At 56.5% G+C, this 22,239-nt stretch carries 17 protein-coding genes; 8 read left to right on the plus strand and 9 right to left on the minus strand.

Translation table 11 applies throughout. The features are described from left to right. Positions 1-30: 30 nt before the first annotated feature. The 3 genes from ABD890_RS00650 to ABD890_RS00660 form a co-directional block, all read right to left on the minus strand. Positions 31-1,014, minus strand: coding sequence for a ParB/RepB/Spo0J family partition protein (locus ABD890_RS00650; protein ID WP_345084407.1), 984 nt, complete (start codon positions 1,012-1,014; stop codon positions 31-33). Then, a complete protein-coding gene (locus ABD890_RS00655; protein WP_345084410.1) occupies positions 1,007-1,753 on the minus strand; it encodes a ParA family protein in 747 nt (248 codons plus the stop codon). The genes ABD890_RS00650 and ABD890_RS00655 overlap by 8 nt, the downstream gene beginning before the upstream one ends. Before the next feature lie 319 nt (positions 1,754-2,072). Beyond that, on the minus strand, positions 2,073-3,374 hold the full coding sequence (locus tag ABD890_RS00660; protein ID WP_345084413.1) for a DUF1015 family protein: 1,302 nt from the start codon (positions 3,372-3,374) through the stop codon (positions 2,073-2,075). Between the two features lie 193 nt (positions 3,375-3,567). Between ABD890_RS00660 and ABD890_RS00665 the strand changes: the two genes are divergently transcribed. Continuing rightward, entirely contained in the window at positions 3,568-5,022 is a 1,455-nt protein-coding gene (locus ABD890_RS00665) for a DMP19 family protein (RefSeq protein ID WP_345084415.1), read from the plus strand. Between the two features lie 117 nt (positions 5,023-5,139). On the opposite strand, the gene ahcY is transcribed toward ABD890_RS00665, so the two are convergent. Together ahcY and ABD890_RS00675 are read right to left on the minus strand one after the other, a co-directional pair. Then, a complete protein-coding gene (gene ahcY / locus ABD890_RS00670) occupies positions 5,140-6,468 on the minus strand; it encodes an adenosylhomocysteinase (protein WP_345084418.1) in 1,329 nt (442 codons plus the stop codon). A 251-nt stretch (positions 6,469-6,719) separates the two neighbouring features. Continuing rightward, entirely contained in the window at positions 6,720-7,388 is a 669-nt protein-coding gene (locus ABD890_RS00675; protein WP_345084421.1) for a phosphoribosylanthranilate isomerase, read from the minus strand. 233 nt (positions 7,389-7,621) lie between these two features. On the opposite strand from ABD890_RS00675, the gene ABD890_RS00680 reads away from it, so the two are divergent. From ABD890_RS00680 to ABD890_RS00695, 4 genes are all read left to right on the plus strand, one after another. Beyond that, the gene (locus ABD890_RS00680; RefSeq protein WP_345084424.1) at positions 7,622-8,929 is read left to right on the plus strand and encodes a GumC domain-containing protein; all 1,308 of its coding nucleotides are present in this window, start codon (positions 7,622-7,624) and stop codon (positions 8,927-8,929) included. 94 nt (positions 8,930-9,023) lie between these two features. Further along, positions 9,024-10,457, plus strand: a complete 1,434-nt coding sequence (locus ABD890_RS00685; RefSeq protein WP_345084427.1) for an ExeA family protein — start codon at positions 9,024-9,026, stop codon at positions 10,455-10,457. Positions 10,458-10,466: 9 nt separating this feature from the next. After that, a complete protein-coding gene (locus tag ABD890_RS00690; RefSeq protein ID WP_345084430.1) occupies positions 10,467-11,888 on the plus strand; it encodes a hypothetical protein in 1,422 nt (473 codons plus the stop codon). Positions 11,889-11,962: 74 nt separating this feature from the next. Further along, positions 11,963-12,907 carry an SDR family oxidoreductase gene (locus ABD890_RS00695; RefSeq protein ID WP_345084433.1) on the plus strand — a complete coding sequence of 315 codons (945 nt, stop codon included), beginning with the start codon at positions 11,963-11,965 and terminating at the stop codon, positions 12,905-12,907. Between the two features lie 21 nt (positions 12,908-12,928). Here ABD890_RS00695 and ABD890_RS00700 read toward each other — a convergent pair whose 3' ends face one another. After that, positions 12,929-14,209: an MFS transporter gene (locus ABD890_RS00700; RefSeq protein WP_345084436.1), complete on the minus strand. Its 1,281-nt coding sequence runs from the start codon at positions 14,207-14,209 to the stop codon at positions 12,929-12,931. 117 nt (positions 14,210-14,326) lie between these two features. On the opposite strand from ABD890_RS00700, the gene ABD890_RS00705 reads away from it, so the two are divergent. From ABD890_RS00705 to acs, 3 genes are all read left to right on the plus strand, one after another. Further along, the gene (locus tag ABD890_RS00705) at positions 14,327-15,127 is read left to right on the plus strand and encodes a polyprenol monophosphomannose synthase (protein ID WP_345084439.1); all 801 of its coding nucleotides are present in this window, start codon (positions 14,327-14,329) and stop codon (positions 15,125-15,127) included. Between the two features lie 374 nt (positions 15,128-15,501). Then, complete coding sequence (locus ABD890_RS00710; protein ID WP_345084442.1) at positions 15,502-16,791, plus strand: DUF6807 family protein; 1,290 nt, start codon at positions 15,502-15,504, stop codon at positions 16,789-16,791. 114 nt (positions 16,792-16,905) lie between these two features. Then, positions 16,906-18,861 carry an acetate--CoA ligase gene (gene acs / locus ABD890_RS00715; protein ID WP_345084445.1) on the plus strand — a complete coding sequence of 652 codons (1,956 nt, stop codon included), beginning with the start codon at positions 16,906-16,908 and terminating at the stop codon, positions 18,859-18,861. 7 nt (positions 18,862-18,868) lie between these two features. On the opposite strand, the gene ABD890_RS00720 is transcribed toward acs, so the two are convergent. The 3 genes from ABD890_RS00720 to ABD890_RS00730 all read right to left on the minus strand — a co-directional run bounded on the left by ABD890_RS00720 (position 18,869) and on the right by ABD890_RS00730 (position 22,059). After that, entirely contained in the window at positions 18,869-21,121 is a 2,253-nt protein-coding gene (locus tag ABD890_RS00720) for a type ISP restriction/modification enzyme (RefSeq protein WP_345084448.1), read from the minus strand. Between the two features lie 34 nt (positions 21,122-21,155). Beyond that, complete coding sequence (locus ABD890_RS00725) at positions 21,156-21,563, minus strand: thioredoxin domain-containing protein (RefSeq protein WP_345084451.1); 408 nt, start codon at positions 21,561-21,563, stop codon at positions 21,156-21,158. A 97-nt stretch (positions 21,564-21,660) separates the two neighbouring features. Beyond that, positions 21,661-22,059 (minus strand): hypothetical protein, encoded by a 399-nt coding sequence (locus ABD890_RS00730; RefSeq protein WP_345084454.1) that lies wholly within the window; start codon positions 22,057-22,059, stop codon positions 21,661-21,663. Positions 22,060-22,239: the final 180 nt, after the last annotated feature.

The following is a 22,239-nucleotide window of genomic DNA, read 5'->3' on the forward strand; positions in this document are numbered from 1 at the left end:
GGCTCTGGAATCGTCGATCGAAATCGTATGCTACGCGGCGCGGCGTTGCTCTTCCATTTCCGCTAATAGGTATTCGTTCAAGCGATCGAATTCGTCGGCATTCTTGAAGTGGATCACAATCTTGCCACCCTTGGTTCCTTGTTTGATGTCGACCTTGGTGCCGAGTGCCATCCGCAGGTCTTCTTCCAGCGAAACCACCTGCTGCGACTTGGTTCGGGCACCCTTCTTGGCTGCCGGAGCCGGAGCGGCTCCCTCTTCGCCATTCAGGAAATCTTGAACGGCCTGTTCGGTCGCCCGAACACTCCAACCTTCGCGAGCAATCCGCGTGGCGAACTCACACTGGATTTGTTCATCGCCCAGTGGCAACAACGCCCGGGCATGTCCCTGGGAAATCTCGCCGCTGTGAACGGCCGACTTCACGGCATCGGGCAGATCCAACAGACGTACCAGGTTGGCGATCGTGCTGCGATCGACCTTGATACGATCGGCCAGCTCGCTTTGGGTCGCGTTGTGCTGTTCGAGGTACCGCTGGAAGCTGATTGCCTTTTCCAGCGGGTTGAGGTCTTGCCGCTGCAGGTTCTCGACAATGGCCAGTTCGGCAACCAGGCGATCGTCCGCTTCACGGATCAATGCCGGGATGGCGTCCCAACCAGCGATGCCCGCGGCACGCAATCGGCGTTCACCGCTGATCAACTGATAACGATCGCCCACCTGGCGGACGACGATCGGCTGCAGGATGTCATGCTCTTTGAGGCTCTCGGCCAGCGACGCGATCTCGGCGTCGTCGAAGTTGTGACGAGGCTGGAACGGGTTCCTATCGATTTCACTCAGGGCGATCCGCAGCGCATCCGACTTCTGCGAAGCTTCCTCGGTGATGTCCGATTCCGCCAGGCGAGGACGGAAAGGAAGCGTTTCGGATGATTCTTCCGGCATCACGATGTCCGATGCGGCTTCGTCGGTCGGGTCTCCCAACAAGGCGGCCAATCCACGTCCCAATCGCTTTTGTCTAGTCACGATCCAAAACCTCCATGCACAATTCCATATGAGCGCGAGCCCCGCGACTGCGAGGTGCGTGGGTGATTACTGATTGCCCGAAGCTGGGTGCTTCGGAAACCCAGTGATCCCGGGGGACCACCGTATCGAAAACAATGTCGCCGAAGAAGTCGCGAACTTCCTGCTCGACTTCGTGCGTCAGCTCTAAGGTTGGGTCGTACATCGTCAGGACGATGCCGCCGAACTCAAGCTTGCCAGGCGGCCGCCGCATGACGTCACGGATGACCTTGATCATCTGCGTCAAACCTTCCATGGCGAAGTACTCGGCCTGGATCGGCATCACGACTTCGGTGGAAGCGGCCAACGCGGTCTGCGTGATCGCGCCCACCGAAGGAGGACAATCGATCAGCACATAGTCGAACTGGTTCATGCCAGACTCGAGGTGATTGGTCAGGACCGCGGAAGTCGACTTCTCGCCCCCGGCCAATCGCTCGACGTCTTCAAAGCTGCGGCTTCCGGGAACCAGCGAAAGGTTCTCGATCTTGGTCTGGATAATCGAATCGCCCAGCGGCTGATCCGAGACCAACGGATGACGTTCAGTCGGCTGATGGCCGATGCCGGTCGTCGCGTTGCACTGAGGATCGAGATCGACCAGCAGCGTGCGCATGTCAGCCATCGCCAACCCAGCGGCCAGATTGATGGCCGTGGTCGTCTTACCGACGCCTCCCTTTTGGTTGGCAATGCACAGGATGCGAGCCATGGTCCCTCAGCATGATGGTGATCGAAAATCCGTTTTCGAGGAGCGGATTTTAGACACCAACCCAAAAACGAGGAAACGGCACTTTGCGTTTCAGGAGTCATGTTTCACGTGAAACAGTTTCTGTGATCCTCACTGTTTCACGTGAAACACCCATTTTGACACCCTGGCATGGGTATCCGAAAAGCGAGCGACTCGACCAACGATAGCGAAAGGTGGAAAGCCGGACCGGCAGAATGGTACGGCATGGCACTCAGAGCTGCTCCTCGGACCTGCCAGGGATGTCGGTCCGAGGGAATTGTTCCACGTGAAACGGTAGCGGTCAGGCAAGACGATTGATCACCAGCCCGCATGCCGGAGCCGGGTCGGTTTCAATCTTGTGGAAAAAGCTGACCTGTCGCTCCAGAAACGATTGATACTGGGTCATGCTCACTGGGCGGATCATGGCGGCCAGCGAGATCTCGGCCTCATTGTCCCCTTGCAGGACTCCGACCAGGTTCTCGACCGACCGGGCATAGGTCTGCTTGGCGTCGGCCGTTTCCAGAAGCTCGGTCAGAACCAGCCACTCCCAGAGGTTCTCGTCAAGGTCACGCCAGGCTTCGTCTCTCTCTGGAGTCGCCTCTTCCATGCGGACCTGACCATCGGCGGTCAGCATGACCGAGACCCAGGTGTGGTCCGCCGCGCAGTAGATTCCGAAGTGCCCCAGGTCACTGCTGGTCTGCATCTCTTCCCACAGCTCGGCGGCTGCCTCCGGACCTTTGCCGAAGACCTGGCACTCGAAATGAACACCAAGCTTCTCGACCAGTTCGCTGCTGGTCAGCGGTGGTGCGGCATGTGCCAGGGGAAAACGGAGCTTCGGCTCGAAGCCTGGTTCGGTCAGCTCGAAGAAGGCGGTTAACATGAAGTTCGCTGGGTGCATCGGGGTCAGTTCGCCCCGCTGGGCCAACTCGAACCGGTTGAGGGTTGCCGGCAGGAAGTCGTCCATGGCGTTGCGGAACATCTGACGATGGGCCATCTTCTCTCGGATCTGGCCAATCACCTGGTGATCGGTGACTGGCCACAGTCGATGCACGACCCCAGCTTCATCCTTGGCGATAAGTGGCGTGGCAGTCGCAATCTGGTTCTCCAGAACCTGCTGCACCGAAATACTTGGGTCGGCATACAAGGCGATGCCAGGACGAACGTTTGTCTGCGTTGCCCGGAGCATCTCCAGAGCTTCCTGGGCAGGTTGGTTCAGCAAGAGCAGCAGGGCTTCGTATTGCTGCTGGTCGATCTCCTCCAGAGTCAGCCCAGCCAGAAACCCTCGCCGGGTAACCCGCTGGCCGTTCCAGTCGAACTCCTGGTGATAGACATAGATCGCCGGATCTGGCTCGCGCTGCAAAACCCCTTGTCGCTGCCAGTCGGTCAGAAAGCGACGGGCTCGCGAAAATCGGTTGTTGAGCTGGTCGTCGCCAGGCTCTTCCCGGTTGGCCAAGATCCGGATGACGTTGGCCGGATGACGCTCGAACAACGAGTCGACCAGGGTCGGATCGGAAGTGACTTCAGCCGGCGAGATAACCTCGGCCAGGGAACCAATGTGGCCCAGATCGTATCGAAGACCGTGCAAAGCGCGGATGTCAGGCATGGATTTCATTTCTTTCGCAAGCGTCATGTTTCACGTGAAACAACCTACCTGTTGCAATTGGAAAAGTCCAAGGGGGCATCGCCAAGGCCCCAGTTGCCCGTCGATAGACCCCCATGGGTGGATGTGAGATAATCAAATGAACGCCTGTTTTCCCTGCCCTGCCCTCGGAACCGATTTGTAGATTGCCTTGCTGATGAATTGGTCTTTCAAGACAGGCCTGATAATCGCTGTCCTGATCGTGGTCTTTTTGCTCACGACAGTCGGGATCGTGGTCCACCGGAACTTTATGGCCAAGGCTCGCTTTCAGCGTTGGTTGGCTTATCCGTCGCTTGCCAAGCTGGATCGAGAAGATCTGGAAGAACACAACTTCCGGGCCCCGGACGACCTGGAGGATGCCGAGATCGAGGCAATGGTCGAGCAGCTCTTTCAGGAAGAAGACGACAACTGGAATGTGATGCGGCTGTCGGTGGTGGGCGAGCGGGCCGTTCCTTTTCTGGTGAAGGCCTTGGACGATCCCCGTATCCGGTCACAATCTTTCGAGGAGGTCACCACTGGGTATGGCCATTCTCCGCTGGATCGAATCGTGTATCTCCTTGCCCCGCTCGGTCCGCAAGAGGCGATCGCGCCACTGACGAAGCTGGTCGATCTGCCCGATCCGATGCTGCGTCAGGAAGTCGCCTATGGGCTGGGAGCGATCGGCAAGAGCGATTGTGTCGAACCATTGCAGAAGCTACTTGCCGACCAAGATGTGGCTGTGGTCGTGCATGGCCTCAATGGAATTCAGGATTCCATCACCGAACAAGTGGCGTCGAAGAAGTTCCTCCGCGAGATCTTCCCCGCTGTGGATGCGGTCCGAGGAAAGGACCTGGACGTCTACGACTTTGAGGTTTCGGCCGAAGAGCTAATGCTGCAAATCGACGCCGATCGTGCCGTTGCCACGCTGGTGACCAAAGACAATCTTCAGCCAGACAATCTGACCACGGCGGATGCGTTGGGCGCACTCAACGATCACGAAATCAAGATCCCCCACGAGATCTTGTTGCCACTGATCGAAGAGGCCAAAGCCTCGATCGACGAAGAAAGAATGTACTGGGTCTACCTGGCGGCGGTTCAAGCCTATGCCAACAACCCAGATAAGAACACGGAACAATTCCTGATTGAGGAGCTCACCAATCCCGTCATCGAATTCCCGGAACACATCGGCGAGATCTTGCTGGAGATGAAGGGAATTGAAGATCCTACCTATCACGTTATGGATCGTGTCTTCGAGTTCGAATTCGACCAGCTCTCGGACTCGCATCAGAAATATTGGGCCGTCTGGAGCTATATGACGGACGTAACCGACAGCGGCCACGAGGAATACTTCTTGACGACTCCCGTTGTCGAACAAAAGGTTGCCTTGAACGCCCTAAAAGAAATGGGGGCGACCAAGATCGCCGGAATCTTCGAGGCGGCTTCGATTCAAACCGGGACCATCGAGGCCAACCAGGACGAAGACCTGGCAACCACCTATGAAGAGATCGCCCGGCACGATCTTCCTGGGCGTGATCCGTTTGAGAAGTTCGACGCCGCCTTCGCGCAGTCGGGTGAAAACCTGGAGACGATCTTGATCCTATTCGTTTTGAAGCACCCGGGCGCATTCCAGTAGTCGATTTGGTTGCCCCGCCAATGCTGGGCAATCCGACATGCACAAAAAAAAGGCCTCGTCACCGGGACGAGGCCTTTTTCGTAGCTTGTCAAAAGAGCCGCTTGGGCTCGGGTCCGCTTAGTAGCGGTAGTGATCTGGCTTGAAAGGACCGTTGACTGGCACACCGATGTAGTCGGCTTGAGCCTGCGACATCTTGGTCATCTTCACGCCCAGTTTGTCGAGGTGCAAGCGAGCGACTTCTTCGTCCAGCGACTTCGGCAGAACGTGAACACCCAGTGGGTACTTTTCCGCGTTCTTCCACAGTTCGAGCTGAGCGATCACCTGGTTGGTGAACGAAGCCGACATGACGAACGATGGGTGACCGGTTGCACAGCCCAGGTTCACCAGGCGGCCTTCGGCCAGGATCAGGATGCTGTGACCATCGGCGAACGTGTAACGATCGACTGGGCCACCTTCCTGCGAGCTTGGCTTGATGCACTCGCGGGTGACGTCCTTCTGACCGTTGATCCAAGCCATGTCGATTTCGAGGTCGAAGTGGCCGATGTTGCAGACGATGGCGTCGTTCTTCATCCGGCTCATGTGTTCGCCAGTGATGATGTCCCGGTTGCCGGTCGTAGTGACGAAGATGTCGGCACGATCGCAGCATTCTTCCATCGTGGTGACTTCGTAACCTTCCATCGCGGCCTGCAGGGCGATGATTGGATCGATTTCGGTGATGATCACGCGAGCACCGAAGCCACGCATCGACTGGGCACACCCCTTACCGACGTCACCGTAACCAGCGACGACGACGATCTTGCCTGCAACCATCACGTCGGTCGCACGCTTGATACCGTCGGCCAGCGATTCGCGGCAGCCGTACAGGTTGTCGAACTTGCTCTTGGTAACCGAGTCGTTGACGTTAATGGCTGGGGTCTTCAGGTCACCCTTCTGGTGCATCTGGTACAGACGATGAACGCCCGTGGTGGTTTCTTCCGACAGACCCTTGATACCGTCCAGCAGTTCAGGGAACTTGTTGTGGACCATAGCGGTCAAGTCACCACCGTCGTCCAGGATCAGGTTCAGCGGCTTGCCATCGGGGAAGAAGATGGTCTGTTCGATGCACCAATCGAATTCTTCTTCGGTCATGCCCTTCCAGGCGTAGACAGGGATACCAGCTTCGGCCATGGCGGCAGCAGCGTGATCCTGGGTCGAGAAGATGTTACAGCTGCTCCAGGTGACTTCAGCACCCAGCTCGACCAGCGTTTCGATCAGCACGGCGGTCTGGATCGTCATGTGCAGACAGCCAGCGATACGAGCTCCGGCCAGTGGCTTTTCGTCGCGATACTTTTCACGCAGCGCCATCAAGCCGGGCATTTCGACTTCGGCCAGGTTGATTTCCTGACGGCCGCGCTTCGCGAGGGAGATGTCCTTAACCTTGTACGGAAGCTTTTCGACTTGCGACACTGTGAACTGTACCTTGTGTTGAAAGGGACGGGGGAGTGAGCCTTCTGCGGTCCGTGATTCCCGGCGGTCTCGCAAGGCTCAAATACGCACAAATTTGCGCCGTAACTAAACTGCTATGATAAAGTGCTGGCACTCTTTAGCAACCCGGGATGAAGGGGCCAGCTTAACGGGAAACCGTTGGTATCAGCTTCAAATTCAGGCAACTTTTTGCCCGAAATCCCTTCGCATGCGGCACCTATCGAAGTCGCCCGTTACGTGATCGCGTCAAACGCCCGATGTGCGGCGGAGACAAATTGCTCGACTTTGACCATATCTTTCAGCCCTGGTTGGCCTGCAATTTCGACGCCCCCCGCCACATCGACTGCGGAAGGCCTCACCACGGAGATCGCTTCCGTCACGTTCTCGGGGGTCAATCCTCCCGCTAGCACGAAACGCTGAAGTTGCTCGTCCGACCGCCAGGTTGCCGCCAATTCCCAGTCGGAAAGATGCCCGGTCCCGCCATACGCCCCGTCGACGGCGGCGTCCATCAATTGGGCGTGCGGTTGAAAGCCATCGGGAAGCTTCTCCCAGCGATGAAGTCTTCCGCGACTGGCCGCCATGATGGGGACGTTTGTTTCCTTATATATAGAGAGCGCCAACTCGGCCGTTTCATCCCCGTGCAGTTGGATCCAGTCGAGGCCTAACTTCTGGTGGGTCTCGGTGATCTCTTCGAGCGAAGCGTTCACGAACAATCCGACGATCTGCACTTCGCCGCGGACGAAGTTGGCGATCCGCTCGGCGGTCGTCAGGTCGATTCGCCGTTTGCTCTTCGGAAAGAAATTGAGCCCGATCGCATCGGCGCCGCTATGCGCGACCGCGATCGCGTTCTCGAAATCGTTCAGTCCGCAGATCTTAATGCGGAACATCTCAGGGACAGGCATGATCGACTTGGTCCGTATATTCGTTAACCGCCAATGCAGACGGAATATTCAGCTGCGTGAAACCGATGCAATGTGGATAGCGGCGATGTCAGGAGGACACCCCGTTCAGCTCTTAGTTCAGTTTACAGCATCCTTTGCTTTGGGTGACCCATCTGGTGTCTATGACTCAACCAAGATACACCCCACCGAAGTCCCGACATGGAGGTCTTTGGATTTGGTATCGAGCGATCGTCGTGGTCGTTGCCGTCCTGGTGGTTGGGCTGCCATGGTGCCGCACCGGGCAATCCGGTTTCATCGGCGACGGCCAGGCAACTATTGTCTCGGACTCGCGAGAGTCGGAAGCCCATGCCCACCTGGATCCGCTCGTTCAGGAAATCCTTCAATCCACGACCACCGATCAGCAGCTTGGCGACTACCTGACACAAGATCCGCAGCTCCGCCGAGAACTGGGTGTCGAGGAAGAAGCCACCGCAATTGAAATCCTCCGCCGTCGAATGGAAATCAACCATCAACGTGTTGGCGGCGAGATCACCATCGGCATTCACTTCTACGCAAGTAACCGCGAAAGTTGTTCGCAACTGATCGCCAACGTGCTCGAAGATTTCCAGCGTGAGTTCAACGATTGGAAACGCGATAAGGTCTCGAACATCGAAGGAGCCTATTCCACTCAACTCGAAGAAGCTAAGACGCGTGTCGTTGCGATCGATGCCGAACTGCGTGGATTGAAGGAAGTCGTCCCAGCGGCCCCGACCCCCGTAGCAACCATCAAGCCACCAGCCCTCCAGGTGAATCCGGAATGGTCGGCCGCGATGGCGGCGGTCTCCCAGGCCGAAGAGGAACTGCGGAATATGCTCGAGACCCGGACCGACAGTCACCCAGTGGTGATCAATCAGCGCCGGAAGGTGGAACAGGTTCGTCAATCTCTGGCGGTTGTTCCTCAATATGCCGGAAGTGAACCGAAGCTACTTCCCAAGCCGCAGCTCGACCCCACCCCCAACAACAACCTCCATCGCATTGCCGATCTGAAGCAGCAGCGGCAGCAGGCAACGGCCCGTCTCGATTCGATCAACGGTATGAAGAAAGACGCCGACAAGGCTCTTGGTTTCCTCAATGGAATTGTCATGCATGTGCCAGGCGACCAATTTCGTGTCGCCTCGATCGGGGGATCTTGGAAGTCGACTGCATTGCTCGTCCTGGGCGGCTGGGCGATCTTCGCCGGGCTGATCTCGTTCCAGTTCGCATCGAGTGCCGCCCAACCGAATGTCGTGACAACCTCGGGCAAGCTGGCTGCGGTTTCACCAATTCCGGTTCTGGCAACCGTGACGATCGATGCCGCGATTGGCCCTCCACCGGCAAAACCTTGGCCGCTGCGACGTGTTTCGTTTTGGATGACTCGCCTGGCGGAATCCACCATTCTGGGTGTGGTTGCCCTGGTGGTGCTAGCAACACAAACGCAGCCTGAGTACAGCCAGCTCCTTAAAGATGATCCCCTGGCAGCAGTTCGCGAAGTGTTGCGCGTTCTGCCAGGAAGAGTGACTTAGCATCGGATGAACGCTCCTCCGTTTGGAGAAGAGCCGTAAGAAATGCCGATGCAATGAATGACCCTTTGCTTCAATTGAAAGTTCGATCACCCGCATGGACGCGGAACTGATAGCCTTCCCCGGGACACGGATGACCATGTACGAAGAATTCTTTGGTTTCTCGCATCGCCCTTTTCCAAGCGTTCCGTCGCTCGCCGGATACGTGGAATCGGATTCGCATGCCGAAGCGATCGACACCATCTTGCGATGCGTTCGCCGCGACGAAGGTATCGCTACGCTGGTCGCTGCCCCTGGTCTGGGTAAGTCGACCATCGCCCTCCGCCTGAAAGACGAACTGGATGGTCAGTTTGAAGTGGTGCACTTGAACAGCGGACATTGCGGTTCGCGTCGTGCATTGCTGCAAGCACTGGCCTACGAGTTGGGGCTGCCTCATCGCGGTATGGAAGAAGGGGAACTGCGCATCCAGTTCGCCGAGCATGTCGAACGTGTCGACAGCCGCCGCTTGATGGGGATTGTCATTCTGGCCGACGAAGCCGATCTGCTGCCGATTCGTCTGCTGGAAGAATTGCGTCTGCTGACGAACTTTGCTCACAACGAACGATCGCGGGTCTCGGTCGTGTTGATGGGCAATCTGAGCCTGGAAGAACGACTGGCCAGCCCGTACCTGGTTTCGTTCAACCAACGCATCGGAGCTCGGGCCTACCTTCAGCCCTTGAGCAATGCGGAAGTCTCTCTTTATGTTCGTCAGCAGATCAAGCAGGCAGGTGCCAAGCGAACGATCTTCGATGACTCGGCTATCGAAGCGATCGCTCGCCTGACCACGGGCGTGCCACGTCTGATCAACCAGATCTGCGATCACTCGCTGTTGCTGGCATCGCTGGGCGATATGCGAACGCTGGATGGCGAAGGGGTCGAAGAGGCCTGGGCCGATCTGCAGCGTTTGCCAGCACCGAAGCGTCAGATTCGTCACGACGCTGCCCACTCGACCGATTCGTTGATCGAATTTGGTTCGCTGGAAGAACCAACCGAACCGGTTGCCGAATTCCCATCGGTCGTCCGGTTCCAGGATCGCGACCTGGCCACCGAGGAACAAGTGTTCGAACCGGTCGCCATGGAAGAACCCGAAGTGGAACTCACCTTCCAAAACGCAACCAACCCATTCGAGGAGCGGTTCGCCCAGGAAGAAGTGATTATCGATCGCTTCGCCTCGCTCGGCGATGCCGAGGTGAAGGGTATCCGCCGGGTGCTAAGCCCGAGGAACTCGGAGATCGCCGCGTTTTTGATTGGCACGGAAGAAAATCCTTCCGAAGTCGACGTGGTCCAACCAGAATACGTCAACGCCGACTCGATGGTGGTTTCGCGAGACTACTCGACCGACTCGACCAGCTTCAGCAACCTGGACGATCGCGACATCATCGTGATCGAATCGCCAGTCGGCAAGGAAGCACCTGTTCATCCGAAGATGCCCGCTCCACGCCGTCGTACCTATCGCCAACTGTTCTCGCAATTGCGTCGCGAACACGCATAGGCTTCCACCATGGCACGATTCCTGAAAGCACTGCAGGGCCTGCAATCTCAGGAGCCTGAGCCGACTTCCCCGCAGAAGTCGGCCTCGGCACCTCCCGAGGCTTCGCCACCGGTGTCGAAGGAATCTCAGCCGGAAGCCGTCCAGGCCAAAATCGCCGAGCCAAAGTCGCCGGCCAACCAGACCATCGTTCTGGAAGAACCGGTCGAAAAGCCTGCGAAGAAGCAGCCGAAGGTCAAAGCAAAAGCCCAGCCTGAGTCTGCTCCGGTGGAAGTTGCCTCGGCGCCGCCCAAGGAATCTCCCAAATCGGCCGAACAGCAGCAGCTGATCGCAAAGCTGACTGAGCAGCTTTCGATTGTCTTGAAGCAGCGCGATACGATTGCCCGCGAAGTGCTTCAGGTTCGGGAAACGCTACAATCGCACGATCAGAGGCACGAAGCCGAAATCGTCCGCCTTCGCGACACGCTGGAAGAGCATGATCGTTCCGCCAAGACGATCGAAACCGATTTGAAGTCGATCGAATCGGAACTTCGCAAGCAACTACAACTTCAGGAAGAAGCGTTCGCCCAGAAACTTCGCGAAGTCGAAGATCGCGTCCAAAAGCAAGCCCAGGCACAGCTTGCTGCCGCTGAGGCCGCCAAGGCAGCCGCGGTTAAAGCAACGCCGCCTGCTCCGGTAGCTCCACCGAAGGCGGCGGCACCATCCATCTCGGCAACACCGGCCCCGACCGAAAACGTCTCTACCTTTCGAGCCCCTGCCCACAAAGCGGCTCCACAGAAGCAGATTCCGCACGTCGAACCGATTCGCAAGGCAATCGCCGATCTGGACCAGCCCCACCTCGAGCAGGAATTTGCTGATCTGAGCGAGAAGATCTTTGGTCCGCTCGACTTCCTGCTCTTAAGCGATCCACAAGTGATCTTTGTTGGAACCTGCGTGCCCGGGCAATCTTCGGGGACAGCGATCTTGCAGTTGGCGGCGTGGCTTAGCCAACAATCGTGCGACGTGCTGGTAATCGACGGTGCGATGCGTTCCAAAACGCTTTCCGAGCAGCTCGGTCTTCGCCACAGCCCAGGTCTGTTTGAAGCAGTTCGCCGCGAGACATATCGTCAGGATGGCACCTACGTTGACAGTGCCTCCGGAATCGCCTTCATCCCGGCGGGCAAGTCGTCGTTCATGCTGACGACGAACGAGCAGGACCTGTCATCACTGCGGGATCAGATTCGCGAGATCTTAAAGAGCTATCCCGTCGTGCTGATCGCTGGCGAAGGTCCCGACGTGGCCGCTTCGTCGTTGATGGCTCAAGTCGCCACGCGAACTTATCTTCAAGCCACGCTGGGATATCTGTCGGCAGAAGATGTCGATGCCGCGGTCGATACGTATCGCTATGCCGGAATCGAACTCAGCGGGCTGATTGCCACGAAAGTGATGAAATAGGTGCTATACTTACGTGCCGTTTGTCACTTGTTGAGATCTCGCACGACGCACCCTTCTTTCCCGATTTGAAATCCATGGCCAAGTATCTTGTCACCGGTGGTGCCGGTTTTATTGGTTCGCACATTGTCGATGGCCTGCTGGCTCGAGGTGATGAAGTGGTCATCTACGACAATCTCAGCACCGGTAGCCGCGACAACCTGCCGGACCATGCCAAGGCCACCTTCGTTGAGGGGTGCATCACCAACGCCGACCAACTGGCCGACGCCTTGGACGGGGTCGAATATGTCTTCCATGAAGCTGCCCTGGCTTCCGTTCCGCTGAGTGTCGAACGTCCGCTCGATACCAACTTGCACTGCGTGACCGGTACGGTGAACGTTTTGAACGAAGCTCGCAAGGCAGGCGTGAAACGTGTCGTCTATGCCGCGTCGAGCAGTGCCTACGGCGATCAGCCTTTCCTGGCGAAGCGTGAGAGTGACTTGCCTGCTCCGCTTTCTCCATACGCGGTTGCCAAGCTGGCGGGCGAATACTACTGCCAGGCCTTTTTCCATACCTACGGCCTCGAAACCGTTGGCCTGCGTTACTTCAACGTCTTCGGGCCACGCCAAGATCCTGACAGCCCCTACTCGGCCGTGATCCCGATCTTCCTGACCTTGCTGCTGCAAGGCAAGCAGCCTGTTGTTTACGGTGACGGGCAACAGTCGCGAGACTTCACCTACGTGAAGAACATCGTCAACGCTAACCTGAATGCAATGGCCGCCCCGAATGTCGCCGGTCGGACGATCAATGTTGCCAATGGCAAAAGCACTTCGCTGCTGACCCTGCTTCGTCTGTTGAACGAATATCTGGGAACCGATATTCAAGCCAAACACGATCCGCCTCGCGCAGGCGACGTGCGAGACAGCATGGCCGATAACACACTGGCTACCCAATTGCTGAACTACGAGATCGAAGTCGACTTCGACGAAGGCCTGCGGAAGTCGATCGCCTATTACCGTGAATTGGCCACGCAGCGAGCCTAAGGCAATCGAGCCTGGCTTCACTTACAACGATTCGTTCACACACATCGCCCGGTCTTCCAGATCGGGCGAGTCTTCTTCCCGAGCCACCACAGGCTTCGCGAAGCGTTGATTCAGCAGGGCGATCGTCGCCAACAACAAGCCGATCGCCACGAATGTAATCGGATACGCAGGTAAGTCCATCTTGCGACTTCCAGCGATCAATGCCCCAATCACCGGTTGCCCCACTAGCCCGCCAGAGTCGAGCATCACGAGCATCAAGTTCGTGCCGGTCCCTCGATACTTCTTCGGAAATGCCACGCTCCCGCCGCCGATGATCGCCGGAAAGATCAACGCGTGCGCCATCCCGCCAATGAATGCAGGGATCGGCAGCAGCCAGGGATTGCGAACGAAAAGATATAACACCAAGCTCGTCGCCAGGATCAGAATCCCGATGGTGGCCGCATTCTTTACGCCGATCCGTTCCGGCAGCTTGCGTGTCATCAAGCGGAAAGAGAAGGCAGTGATCGCGTAGACCAGGAAGAACGAACTGAGGTTCGTGATCCCGACTTCTTTGGCGTAGCTTCGCAGGAAGATCTGCGGAAACAACACGCCGACTCCCATCGCAAACGACATCACCAACATCCAGCCGGGATGGTACTCACGAATCAACTTCCAAAGGGAAGGGTGGTTCCGCGAGACCTGCGGGCGATCGCCTCGGGTGGCGAGAAACGTGAGGGCGATCGAAACACAACTCGCGAAAAGCGCCACGACAAACATCATTTGAATCTTCGACTCGATCGTTCCGGAACCGGCAAAGATGATATCCCCGACGAGCGGTCCAATTCCCAAACCAATGAACCCGGACGAACCAAGCACACCGATCAGTTCCGTCGCGCGACCTTTCGGAGCCTTCAAAGAAATGGCCGTGATCGACGAGCCAAATGCCCCGGCCAGGCCGACCATGTAACAAAGTCGAAGGCCATAGATTTCCGGGCCATCGATGCGACCGACAGCGAAGTGTCCCAACAGGGCACAGATTAGTAGCCCTAAAGATCCCAGCCAGACGACGCGGGTTCCGAAGCGATCGATCATCGCTCCCTGAACGAAACGCATCAGAACTGCTCCGGCCATGCCGAAACCGGTGATCAAACCGAGGTTATATTCGTCACCACCCAGAAAACTGACAAAGTCGAAATAACGGAACAGAGAGCTGTTGCAGACGATGAGTGCGGTATTGGCAAAATAGGCCAGCCAAAATTCGCGGCCGTATGCAATTTGCGGGACGGTCGACCTCTCTTCTGCCGTGACCACGGCGGAATTCATGAATCCTCATCTCGGTTTTGCGGGTAGCGTGGTTAGAATACCAGTATACGCACTCCCCGCCTGGAATTCCTCGGGACCTGCTACCTAGCAGAGCCCACCACTTTTTTTCAGAAACGAATGAGCGAAATCGCTGACGAAATCTCGACCACTCCGCATAAGCTTCCCGCTAAGGGGACCGATCGTTCCCCGAAGTCCGCGAGAATCTTGATCGCGGTTGCGACCTACAACGAGATCGAGAACCTGCCGATCTTCGTCGAGCGATTGGTGGACACTTTGCCCGAGGTCGATTTGCTCGTTATCGATGATGGTTCCCCCGATGGCACCGGTGACTGGTGCGAAGATCAGGGGCAGATCAATCCGAGAATTCGCTGCCTCCATCGGAAGGGCAAACCGGGTCTCGGCTCGGCGATTATCGCTGCCATGCAGTATGCCGTCGAAAACGATTACGACGTGATGGTCAACCTGGATGCCGACCTGAGCCATCCTCCGGAAAAGATCCCGGAACTGCTGGAAGCATGGTCTGGGAGCGAAGGGGAACATACCGTTGTCATTGGCTCGCGTTACGTCTCAGGAGGTGGCATCACCGGTTGGCCGCTCAAGCGGCACTTCATGAGCCGAGCCATCAACCTCTACACGCGGCTGCTGTTGGGCCTGCCGATGAAAGACTGCAGCGGCAGCTTTCGGGCTTATCCGGTCGCCCTCTTGCGACAGATCGACTTCGACTCGTTCCTAAGCTATGGCTACTCCTTCTTCGAGGAGATCCTTTTTCACTTGCGCACCAATGGGGCTCGATTCGTCGAAGTTCCGTTCGTTTTCGTCGAGCGGCAATATGGCAGCTCAAAGATCAATATGCGGAAGGCCATGATCGCCGTCGCGACGATTTTCCGGCTGGGCCTTGGTCGCGTGCTCCCCTTTTAAAAGGAGCAATCAGCACCAATTGCCAGAATACCATCCATTAATTGCCGTTTTGCGCGGCTTCAGGGGCCTCAGGTAGGGTTGCCGCGCGGTTGGTGTCTGGCCAACAATATTCTGCTGGAGCGATCAGGCTGGTTCCCACCTGTGAAGACTTGCTGAGTCCGATCGCCCTCGTTGCCAATCCCTGCCAACGGCAACGTCTCCGCCATCCCTTGGCCCCATCGATTTGTCTGGCGTTGCCCCGTCTCGATCAGCCAACCCCCTTCCAACGCGTGGTGGCGGACACTTTGTGTCCAGTTCGTAGCCCACAAGTACTCAATAGTGGTTTGCGATTGGTTACGCGTTTATCATAGAAGATTGAGAATTTCCTATTTGCCATGCTGAAAGGACGCCGCTTGATGTTTGCCCCCGGTCACATCATCCGCTCATTACTGTTCGCCGCACTCTGCGCTTCGCCCGTATTTGCGGCCGATTCCTTTCACGTGAAAGTCGCTGCCCAAGGCGATGCCAAACGGCCGCTCCCCTTGCAGGTCGATGTCTCCGTTCCGCAAAGCTTCGCCGACGTGCATGTCGTGGAACTGACCGGCAATGGAATCGATCCGATCGTCGCTCAGTTGACCAAACCAGGTCTGGGCAACGAAAACCCTGATCCGCTGGCTCGTGAACTGCACTTCGTACTGCCCGCATCGCTGATCGGCCCCGAGCGTGATTTGAAGGTCGAGATCTCGAAGAAGTTCGATGACCTGACCAGCTTCCGCTTTCAGGACGAAGCAGGCAAATACAAAGACCTGCTCTACGGCGATCGCCCGGTGATGCGTTACATGTACGAAGCGGTCGACAGCTCGAATGAAGATCGCCGTCACGAGACGATGAAGGTCTATCATCACCTGTACGATCCGCAAGGCGAACACCTGCTGACCAAAGGTCCCGGCGGATTGTTCCAGCATCACCGCGGTATTTTCTACGGCTTCAATCGCATCAGCTACGAACAGGACGGCGAGAAGAAGACTGCCGACGTCTGGCACTGCAACCGCAAGGAAAGCCAGACCCACGAGAAGTTCGCCCGGGAAGAAGTGGGGCCCGTGGTCGCTCGCCAGGTGCTGAAGATCAATTGGAACGGCGTCGACGGCAAGACCTTTGCCACGGAACTTCGCCAGATGACGGTCTATCACGTTGAAGGTGACCAGGTCATCGACTTCACTTCCGAGCTGATCGCCAAGTCCGACAACCTGAAGTTGGATGGCGACCCACAGCATGCAGGATTCCAGTTCCGTGCCACGCAGCATGTGCCTGACAACACCGCCAAGCAGACGTACTACATTCGTCCCGATGGCAAAGGCGAGCCAGGCAAGTTCCGCAATTGGCCCGGCAACAAAGAACACATCGACCTCGAGTTCAACGCGTTGAGCTTCGTGGCATTCGATCAGCGGTATACCTGCTGCTATCTCGATTCCCCAGAAAACCCCAAACCGGCTCGCTTCAGCGAACGTGACTATGGACGTTTCGGTTCCTATTTCGCAACCGATGTCTCGAAGGAAGAGCCCCTTCAGTTGCACTATCGTTTGTGGCTTCAGCCAGGTGAGATGGACGTCGCTCAGGTTCAACAACTTCGTGACGACTTCGTCGATCCTCCCAAAGTTACTGTCGAAGTCGAAGACAATTCCTAGGGCCTTTGGTCCGGTTGGCTGTTCGTTGACACCCACTTGGACCCTCCCTAAAATCGCCTCGAACTTTCCGCGGTAGAACCTCCATCATTAACGCACTTTTAGGATGTAACTTTCATGTCGGATGGAAAAACCGGGCAGATTGATAACGTGATGCACGAATCGCGGCTCTTTCCGCCCAGTGAAGAGTTCGCATCGAAGGCCCAGATCAAGTCGATCGACGACTACGAAAAGATCTGGAACGAAGCCAAAGCGGACCTGCCAGCTTTCTGGGATAAGTTTGCCAAGGAAGAACTCCATTGGTTTGAACCTTACACCGAAGTGCTTCAGTGGAACTGCCCCGACGCCAAGTGGTTTGTCGGTGGAAAGACCAACGTCAGCTACAACTGCCTCGATCGCCACCTCGGCACACCAACCGCCGACAAGACGGCCATCATCTGGGAAGGTGAACCAGGCGATCAGCGCACGCTGACTTACAAAGAGCTGCATTCCGAAGTCTGCAAGTTCGCCAACGTGCTCAAAGGTTTGGGCGTTGGGGAAGGGGACCGCGTTTCGCTTTACATGCCGATGGTTCCGGAACTGGCGATCGCCATGTTGGCATGTGCCCGCATCGGTGCGATTCACTCGGTGATCTTCGCTGGCTTCTCGGCCGAATCGATCGCCGAGCGTAACAACGACGCCCAGGCCAAAGTGATCGTCACCGCCGATGCCGGTTGGCGTCGTGGCAAAGAGTTGCCACTGAAGGCAATCGTGGAAGAAGCACTCGAGAAGTCGACTTCGATCGAACACTGCGTCGTGCTGAAACGTGTCGGCAACGACATTGAAATGAAGGCCGATCGAGACGTCTGGTGGCACGAGCAAATGGACGCCGTTTCCAGTGACTGCGAAGCCGCCCAGCTCGACAGCGAAACCCCGCTATTCATCCTTTACACCAGTGGTTCGACCGGCAAACCGAAGGGCATTCTGCACACGACGGCAGGGTACAACTTATATGCCAAGAAGACCTTTGAATGGGTCTTCGATCATCGCGACGACGACATCTATTGGTGCACCGCCGACTGCGGCTGGATCACTGGTCACAGCTACGTCGTATACGGACCGTTCAGTGCCGGGGCGACCTGCGTGATGTACGAAGGTGCTCCCAACTTCCCGGACGAGGGCCGCTTCTGGGATATCATCGAGAAGTACAAGGTCACCATCCTGTACACCGCTCCGACCGCAATTCGTGCCTTCATCAAATGGGGCGACGAATGGGTCGACAAGCACGACATCTCGAGCCTTCGTTTGCTCGGCACCGTGGGCGAAGGGATAAACCCAGAAGCCTGGATGTGGTACCACAAGAAGATCGGTGCGGAACGTTGCCCGATTGTCGATACCTGGTGGCAAACCGAAACGGGCGGCCTGATGATGTCGCCACTGCCAGGTGCCACAGCAACTAAGCCAGGCAGTTGCACCCGGCCGCTGTTTGGCATCGTGCCGAAGATCTACGACGAATCGCTCGAAGAATGTGGCACCAACCAGGGTGGCATGCTCACGATTACCGAACCTTGGCCAGGCATGCTGCGAGGTATCTGGGGCGACGAAGAACGCTTCAAGGAAGTCTATTGGTCGAAGGTTCCTGGCAAGTATTTGGCCGGTGACAATGCTCGCCGTGACGAAGATGGCTACTACTGGATCATGGGCCGTATCGACGACGTCATCAACGTTGCAGGCCATCGCCTGAGCACCATCGAAGTCGAAAGTGCTTTGGTTTCGCATCCGCTGGTTGCCGAAGCCGCCGTTGTAGGTCGTCCACACGAACTGAAGGGGGAAGCCATTGCGGCCTTCGTGACCCTGAAGAATACCGATGACCAAGACGAAGCCCGCGAGATATTGAAGCTTCATGTCCGCAAGGAAATCGGTGCTTTGGCCGTACCCGACGACATTCGCTTCACGGCTTCGTTGCCAAAGACTCGCAGCGGCAAAATCATGCGTCGTCTGCTGAAAGACATCGCCGCTGGCCGAGAAGTGGTTCAGGACACAACGACCCTGGAAGACTACTCGATCTTGGCAAAGCTTCGCGAAGAAGAATAATCGCGAACTACAAGTTGCGTTCAATTCCGAAAGCTCGGTGCAACCCACCGAGCTTTTCTATTTCTTGATCGATCCGCGCGATCGTCTCACGCGTCTCGCGAATGGCCTGGATCATTCTTAAGTAGTGGCAAATATCTTCAGCGCTCAGCATCTGATGCCTACGATCCTTCAGCCACTTCTTCAGCACCTGATGGCTTCCGACATGATAGGCCCAGTCAGCGGCATGCACTTCCGCCAAGGGTGTTCGTCGATCGATCCAAACCTGGCCGTCGTGATACTTGGGATAGCCAGCGGCAACCGGTCCCAGTTCCGCCATGGCCGTCTCGCGTTCCCAAGTCGCTTTTCCCAAATGTAGCGTAATCAACTTCTGGCCAAGCGTTGCCAGGCATTCGAAGTTCATTTTCTCGACGGGGAAAAACAACCTGGGGAATTCTATCTGCAGCATCGACGCAAAATGGGTGCGATACTCGCTGCTATGAAACAACGCGTAAATCATCGCGACGATCGCTTCGCCACCGACCGAACCCCGCAGATATTCGGGCAACAGGTCCCGATTGATGTTCTCGTTTCCCAGAAAAGATAGGGGCAAAAGCGTTTCGTTGCCTCGATTGTCACTTCGAACGATACCGTCGACCGTCAACGCATCGGCAATCCAAAAGTAGTTGGCAGGCCGATCCGCGGGCATTTGCCGTCGCACGATCAACGCCAAGGCCTCCGGCTTCTGCATTTCATCCATGACGTCACCGCGTGGCCAATCGATCATTTCCGTCGACCAATAGATCCAGCGCTGATCGAACGGGCGATACGCACAGCGTGCCAGGCGACTTCTCCACTCCGGATCTTCGCGCAAAGAACTTCGGGCACCCGACAGCTTCCAGCCGCGAGTATCCCCGGGCGGATACTTTCCACTTCGGGGACGGGGAAAATACTTCGTTCGGATCTCTTCGTCGGTCAGAGCTGCGTCGCGAAATTCTTCAAGCCGAGCCAAAAGACGTTCCTCAGACGTATCAATGACCAAAGAATCCCGGGCCGTTACTACCGTTGAGGTCGACTCACGAAACAATTCGGTAATCGAAATCCCCTGGGAATACTCTGCTGAAACATCCTTCGGACGCGGAACGAGAAAGAAATGGGGCGACTGCGGACGCAGAGTTTGATCGACAAGTTCGTTCCATCCTTGCTGGGACAAGGTCTGTAACTTGTCTTCGCGGTTCCCCCAAAGCTGCCCGAACTGAACTTCGGCGGCTTCGCTGACCTGGGACCGCGAACAAATCGAAATCGCGACTCCCTGACCGATATCGAAAACACTTTCATCCCGAGAAAGAAAGGCCGCCGTTCCTCGCTTCTTCGAGTTTCCGTTCAAATCGAGCAGTTCCAGCCGGTCGAACTGCCGCAGCAACTGATACCGCAGCCCTCGAAACGTGACGTTGTCGAGAAAACCGTGATTCACCACCAGGCCGATAACGCCCAGCCCGGCCCGTTCCAGATGCCACTGCGAAACCCTCAGAAACTTGACGTAGTCGTCGTGCAGCCACAACTTCTTTTCCTGCAGCGGTACGCCTTCCGCCTCGAAGTAGCTGCAATAGGTCTCTTCCTTGCCAACTTTTCCGCGAAGAAGTTCTTTGATCCACAACCCGTTGTTTGCGGATGCCGCCGCGTAGGGGGGATTTCCGAGAATGACCGTCGCTGGCGAACCTAATTCTTGGTGAACTTCTAGCTCGAGCGTGTTTCCGCAGTGGATTGGAACCCAGGCTGGATCGTATTTCGAGATTCCCGTTGCCTGGAAGAACTGCGAAACCGTCTGATGGGCCTCATCGATCGCACCGGGCATCAACTCGATGGCAGCAATTCGCTGCGGGAGTTGCTCCTCGACAAATCTTTGCCAACACAAATTGGCCTGACTTTGCGACAGCCCTTCCTGCTTTCCCTGAGCCAAGACGTTTTCTGCCATCTGCTGAAGAGCAGCGACTAGAAAAATGCCGGTACCACAGGAAGGCTCGAGAATCTGGACGAAAGGCTGCTCTGGATTGCACTCACTTGGAATGGAAAGCTTCGCTCGACTGGCGACATGCTGGAACGAACTTGAATCGGCCAGCCCGAGAGGTAACGCGAACTGCTGCTTTAACGTCTGATCGACCTGGCGAACAACCGCCTGGGCAACTTCCCAAGGCGTATAGAAAACACCACGTTCGCGGCGTTGGCGAGGAGAAAGCTGGGCCAGCTCCGATTCAAATCGATAAGCGGATGGGCTGACGCTCAATGCTTGCTACCTAACTGGCTATAAACTTCAGTTGCTACAACTGAAGATCCTCGTCATTGATTCGCAAAAATCCCTCATCACCAACCAGAGAACCATCTTCCCCCTGCATGATAACGAGTTGGCCCTCCCCTTCTGAGCCGTAGACGTCGTAGACGACGTAGTTAGGGTGACCAAATTGATCGGCAACCTCTTGGCTTGCCTCGGCATTGATCCATGCTCGATAGATCTCCCCGATGTTGTCTTTCACGGCTGGCCGCTCGCCAAACTTGTTCTTGATCTCGGTCGTGACCTGAGAGTTCACGCCGAAATAAACGAGCCCACTACAAACCAGACAGCTCACCAGGATTAACCCAGCCACAGCGGCGATTGCGAGGATGAGTGGAGAAGTGGCACCGCGGCGATCGCGACGTTTGATTCGAGGAAAGACGAGCGAGTCAACCAAAGCAATTGCCTGAAAACATGGGGCGAAAAGATAGGTGCCCCTGTTTTACCCCGGAACCCCATAGCAAGAAAGGCCTACTGCAATCGATAGAACGGATCTATTCCAATTGAAATGTTCCCGCAGGAACAATCAACTCGCAGGTATCAATCAAACCCTCTTTGACCAAGACAACCACCTGGCCTTCGCCTTTCGTACCGACCACGTAAAAACTCAAGTAGTCAGGATCACCCCGCTCTTCTTTAACTTCAGCCATATCAGCAAAATCAACCGACATCGTTTTGACTTCGCCGATGTGCTCCTGCACCATTGGATGATCACGATAGTTGGCGTTGAAGGTCTCATGAAAACTACCCTCCGCCCAATTCAGGGCGAGATAGATGCCGCCGCCACAAAGAAAGCAGCTTAAAAGCAGAACGCCACCGACCCCGGCCAAAATGTAGACAACGGTGCGTCTCGCAGCGCCGGTACGTTGACCAGGCGAATCGAACCTTCGCATCTTTACCCCTCTCACCGACTATGCACTGAACCAGCTAGAGGCCTAGTTCTAAGAAAGTCTCATTGAGAAGTAAAGCAGTGCGAAGTCAACAACTTCGGATCAGGGCAACAAAAAAGCCCCGTTCGTTAGAACGGGGCTTTGAAGTGTAAATGAATCCGGCGATACCTACTTTCGCACTGG

It is taken from the genome of Bremerella cremea (genome assembly GCF_039541315.1).
Lineage (GTDB): Bacteria > Planctomycetota > Planctomycetia > Pirellulales > Pirellulaceae > Bremerella > Bremerella cremea.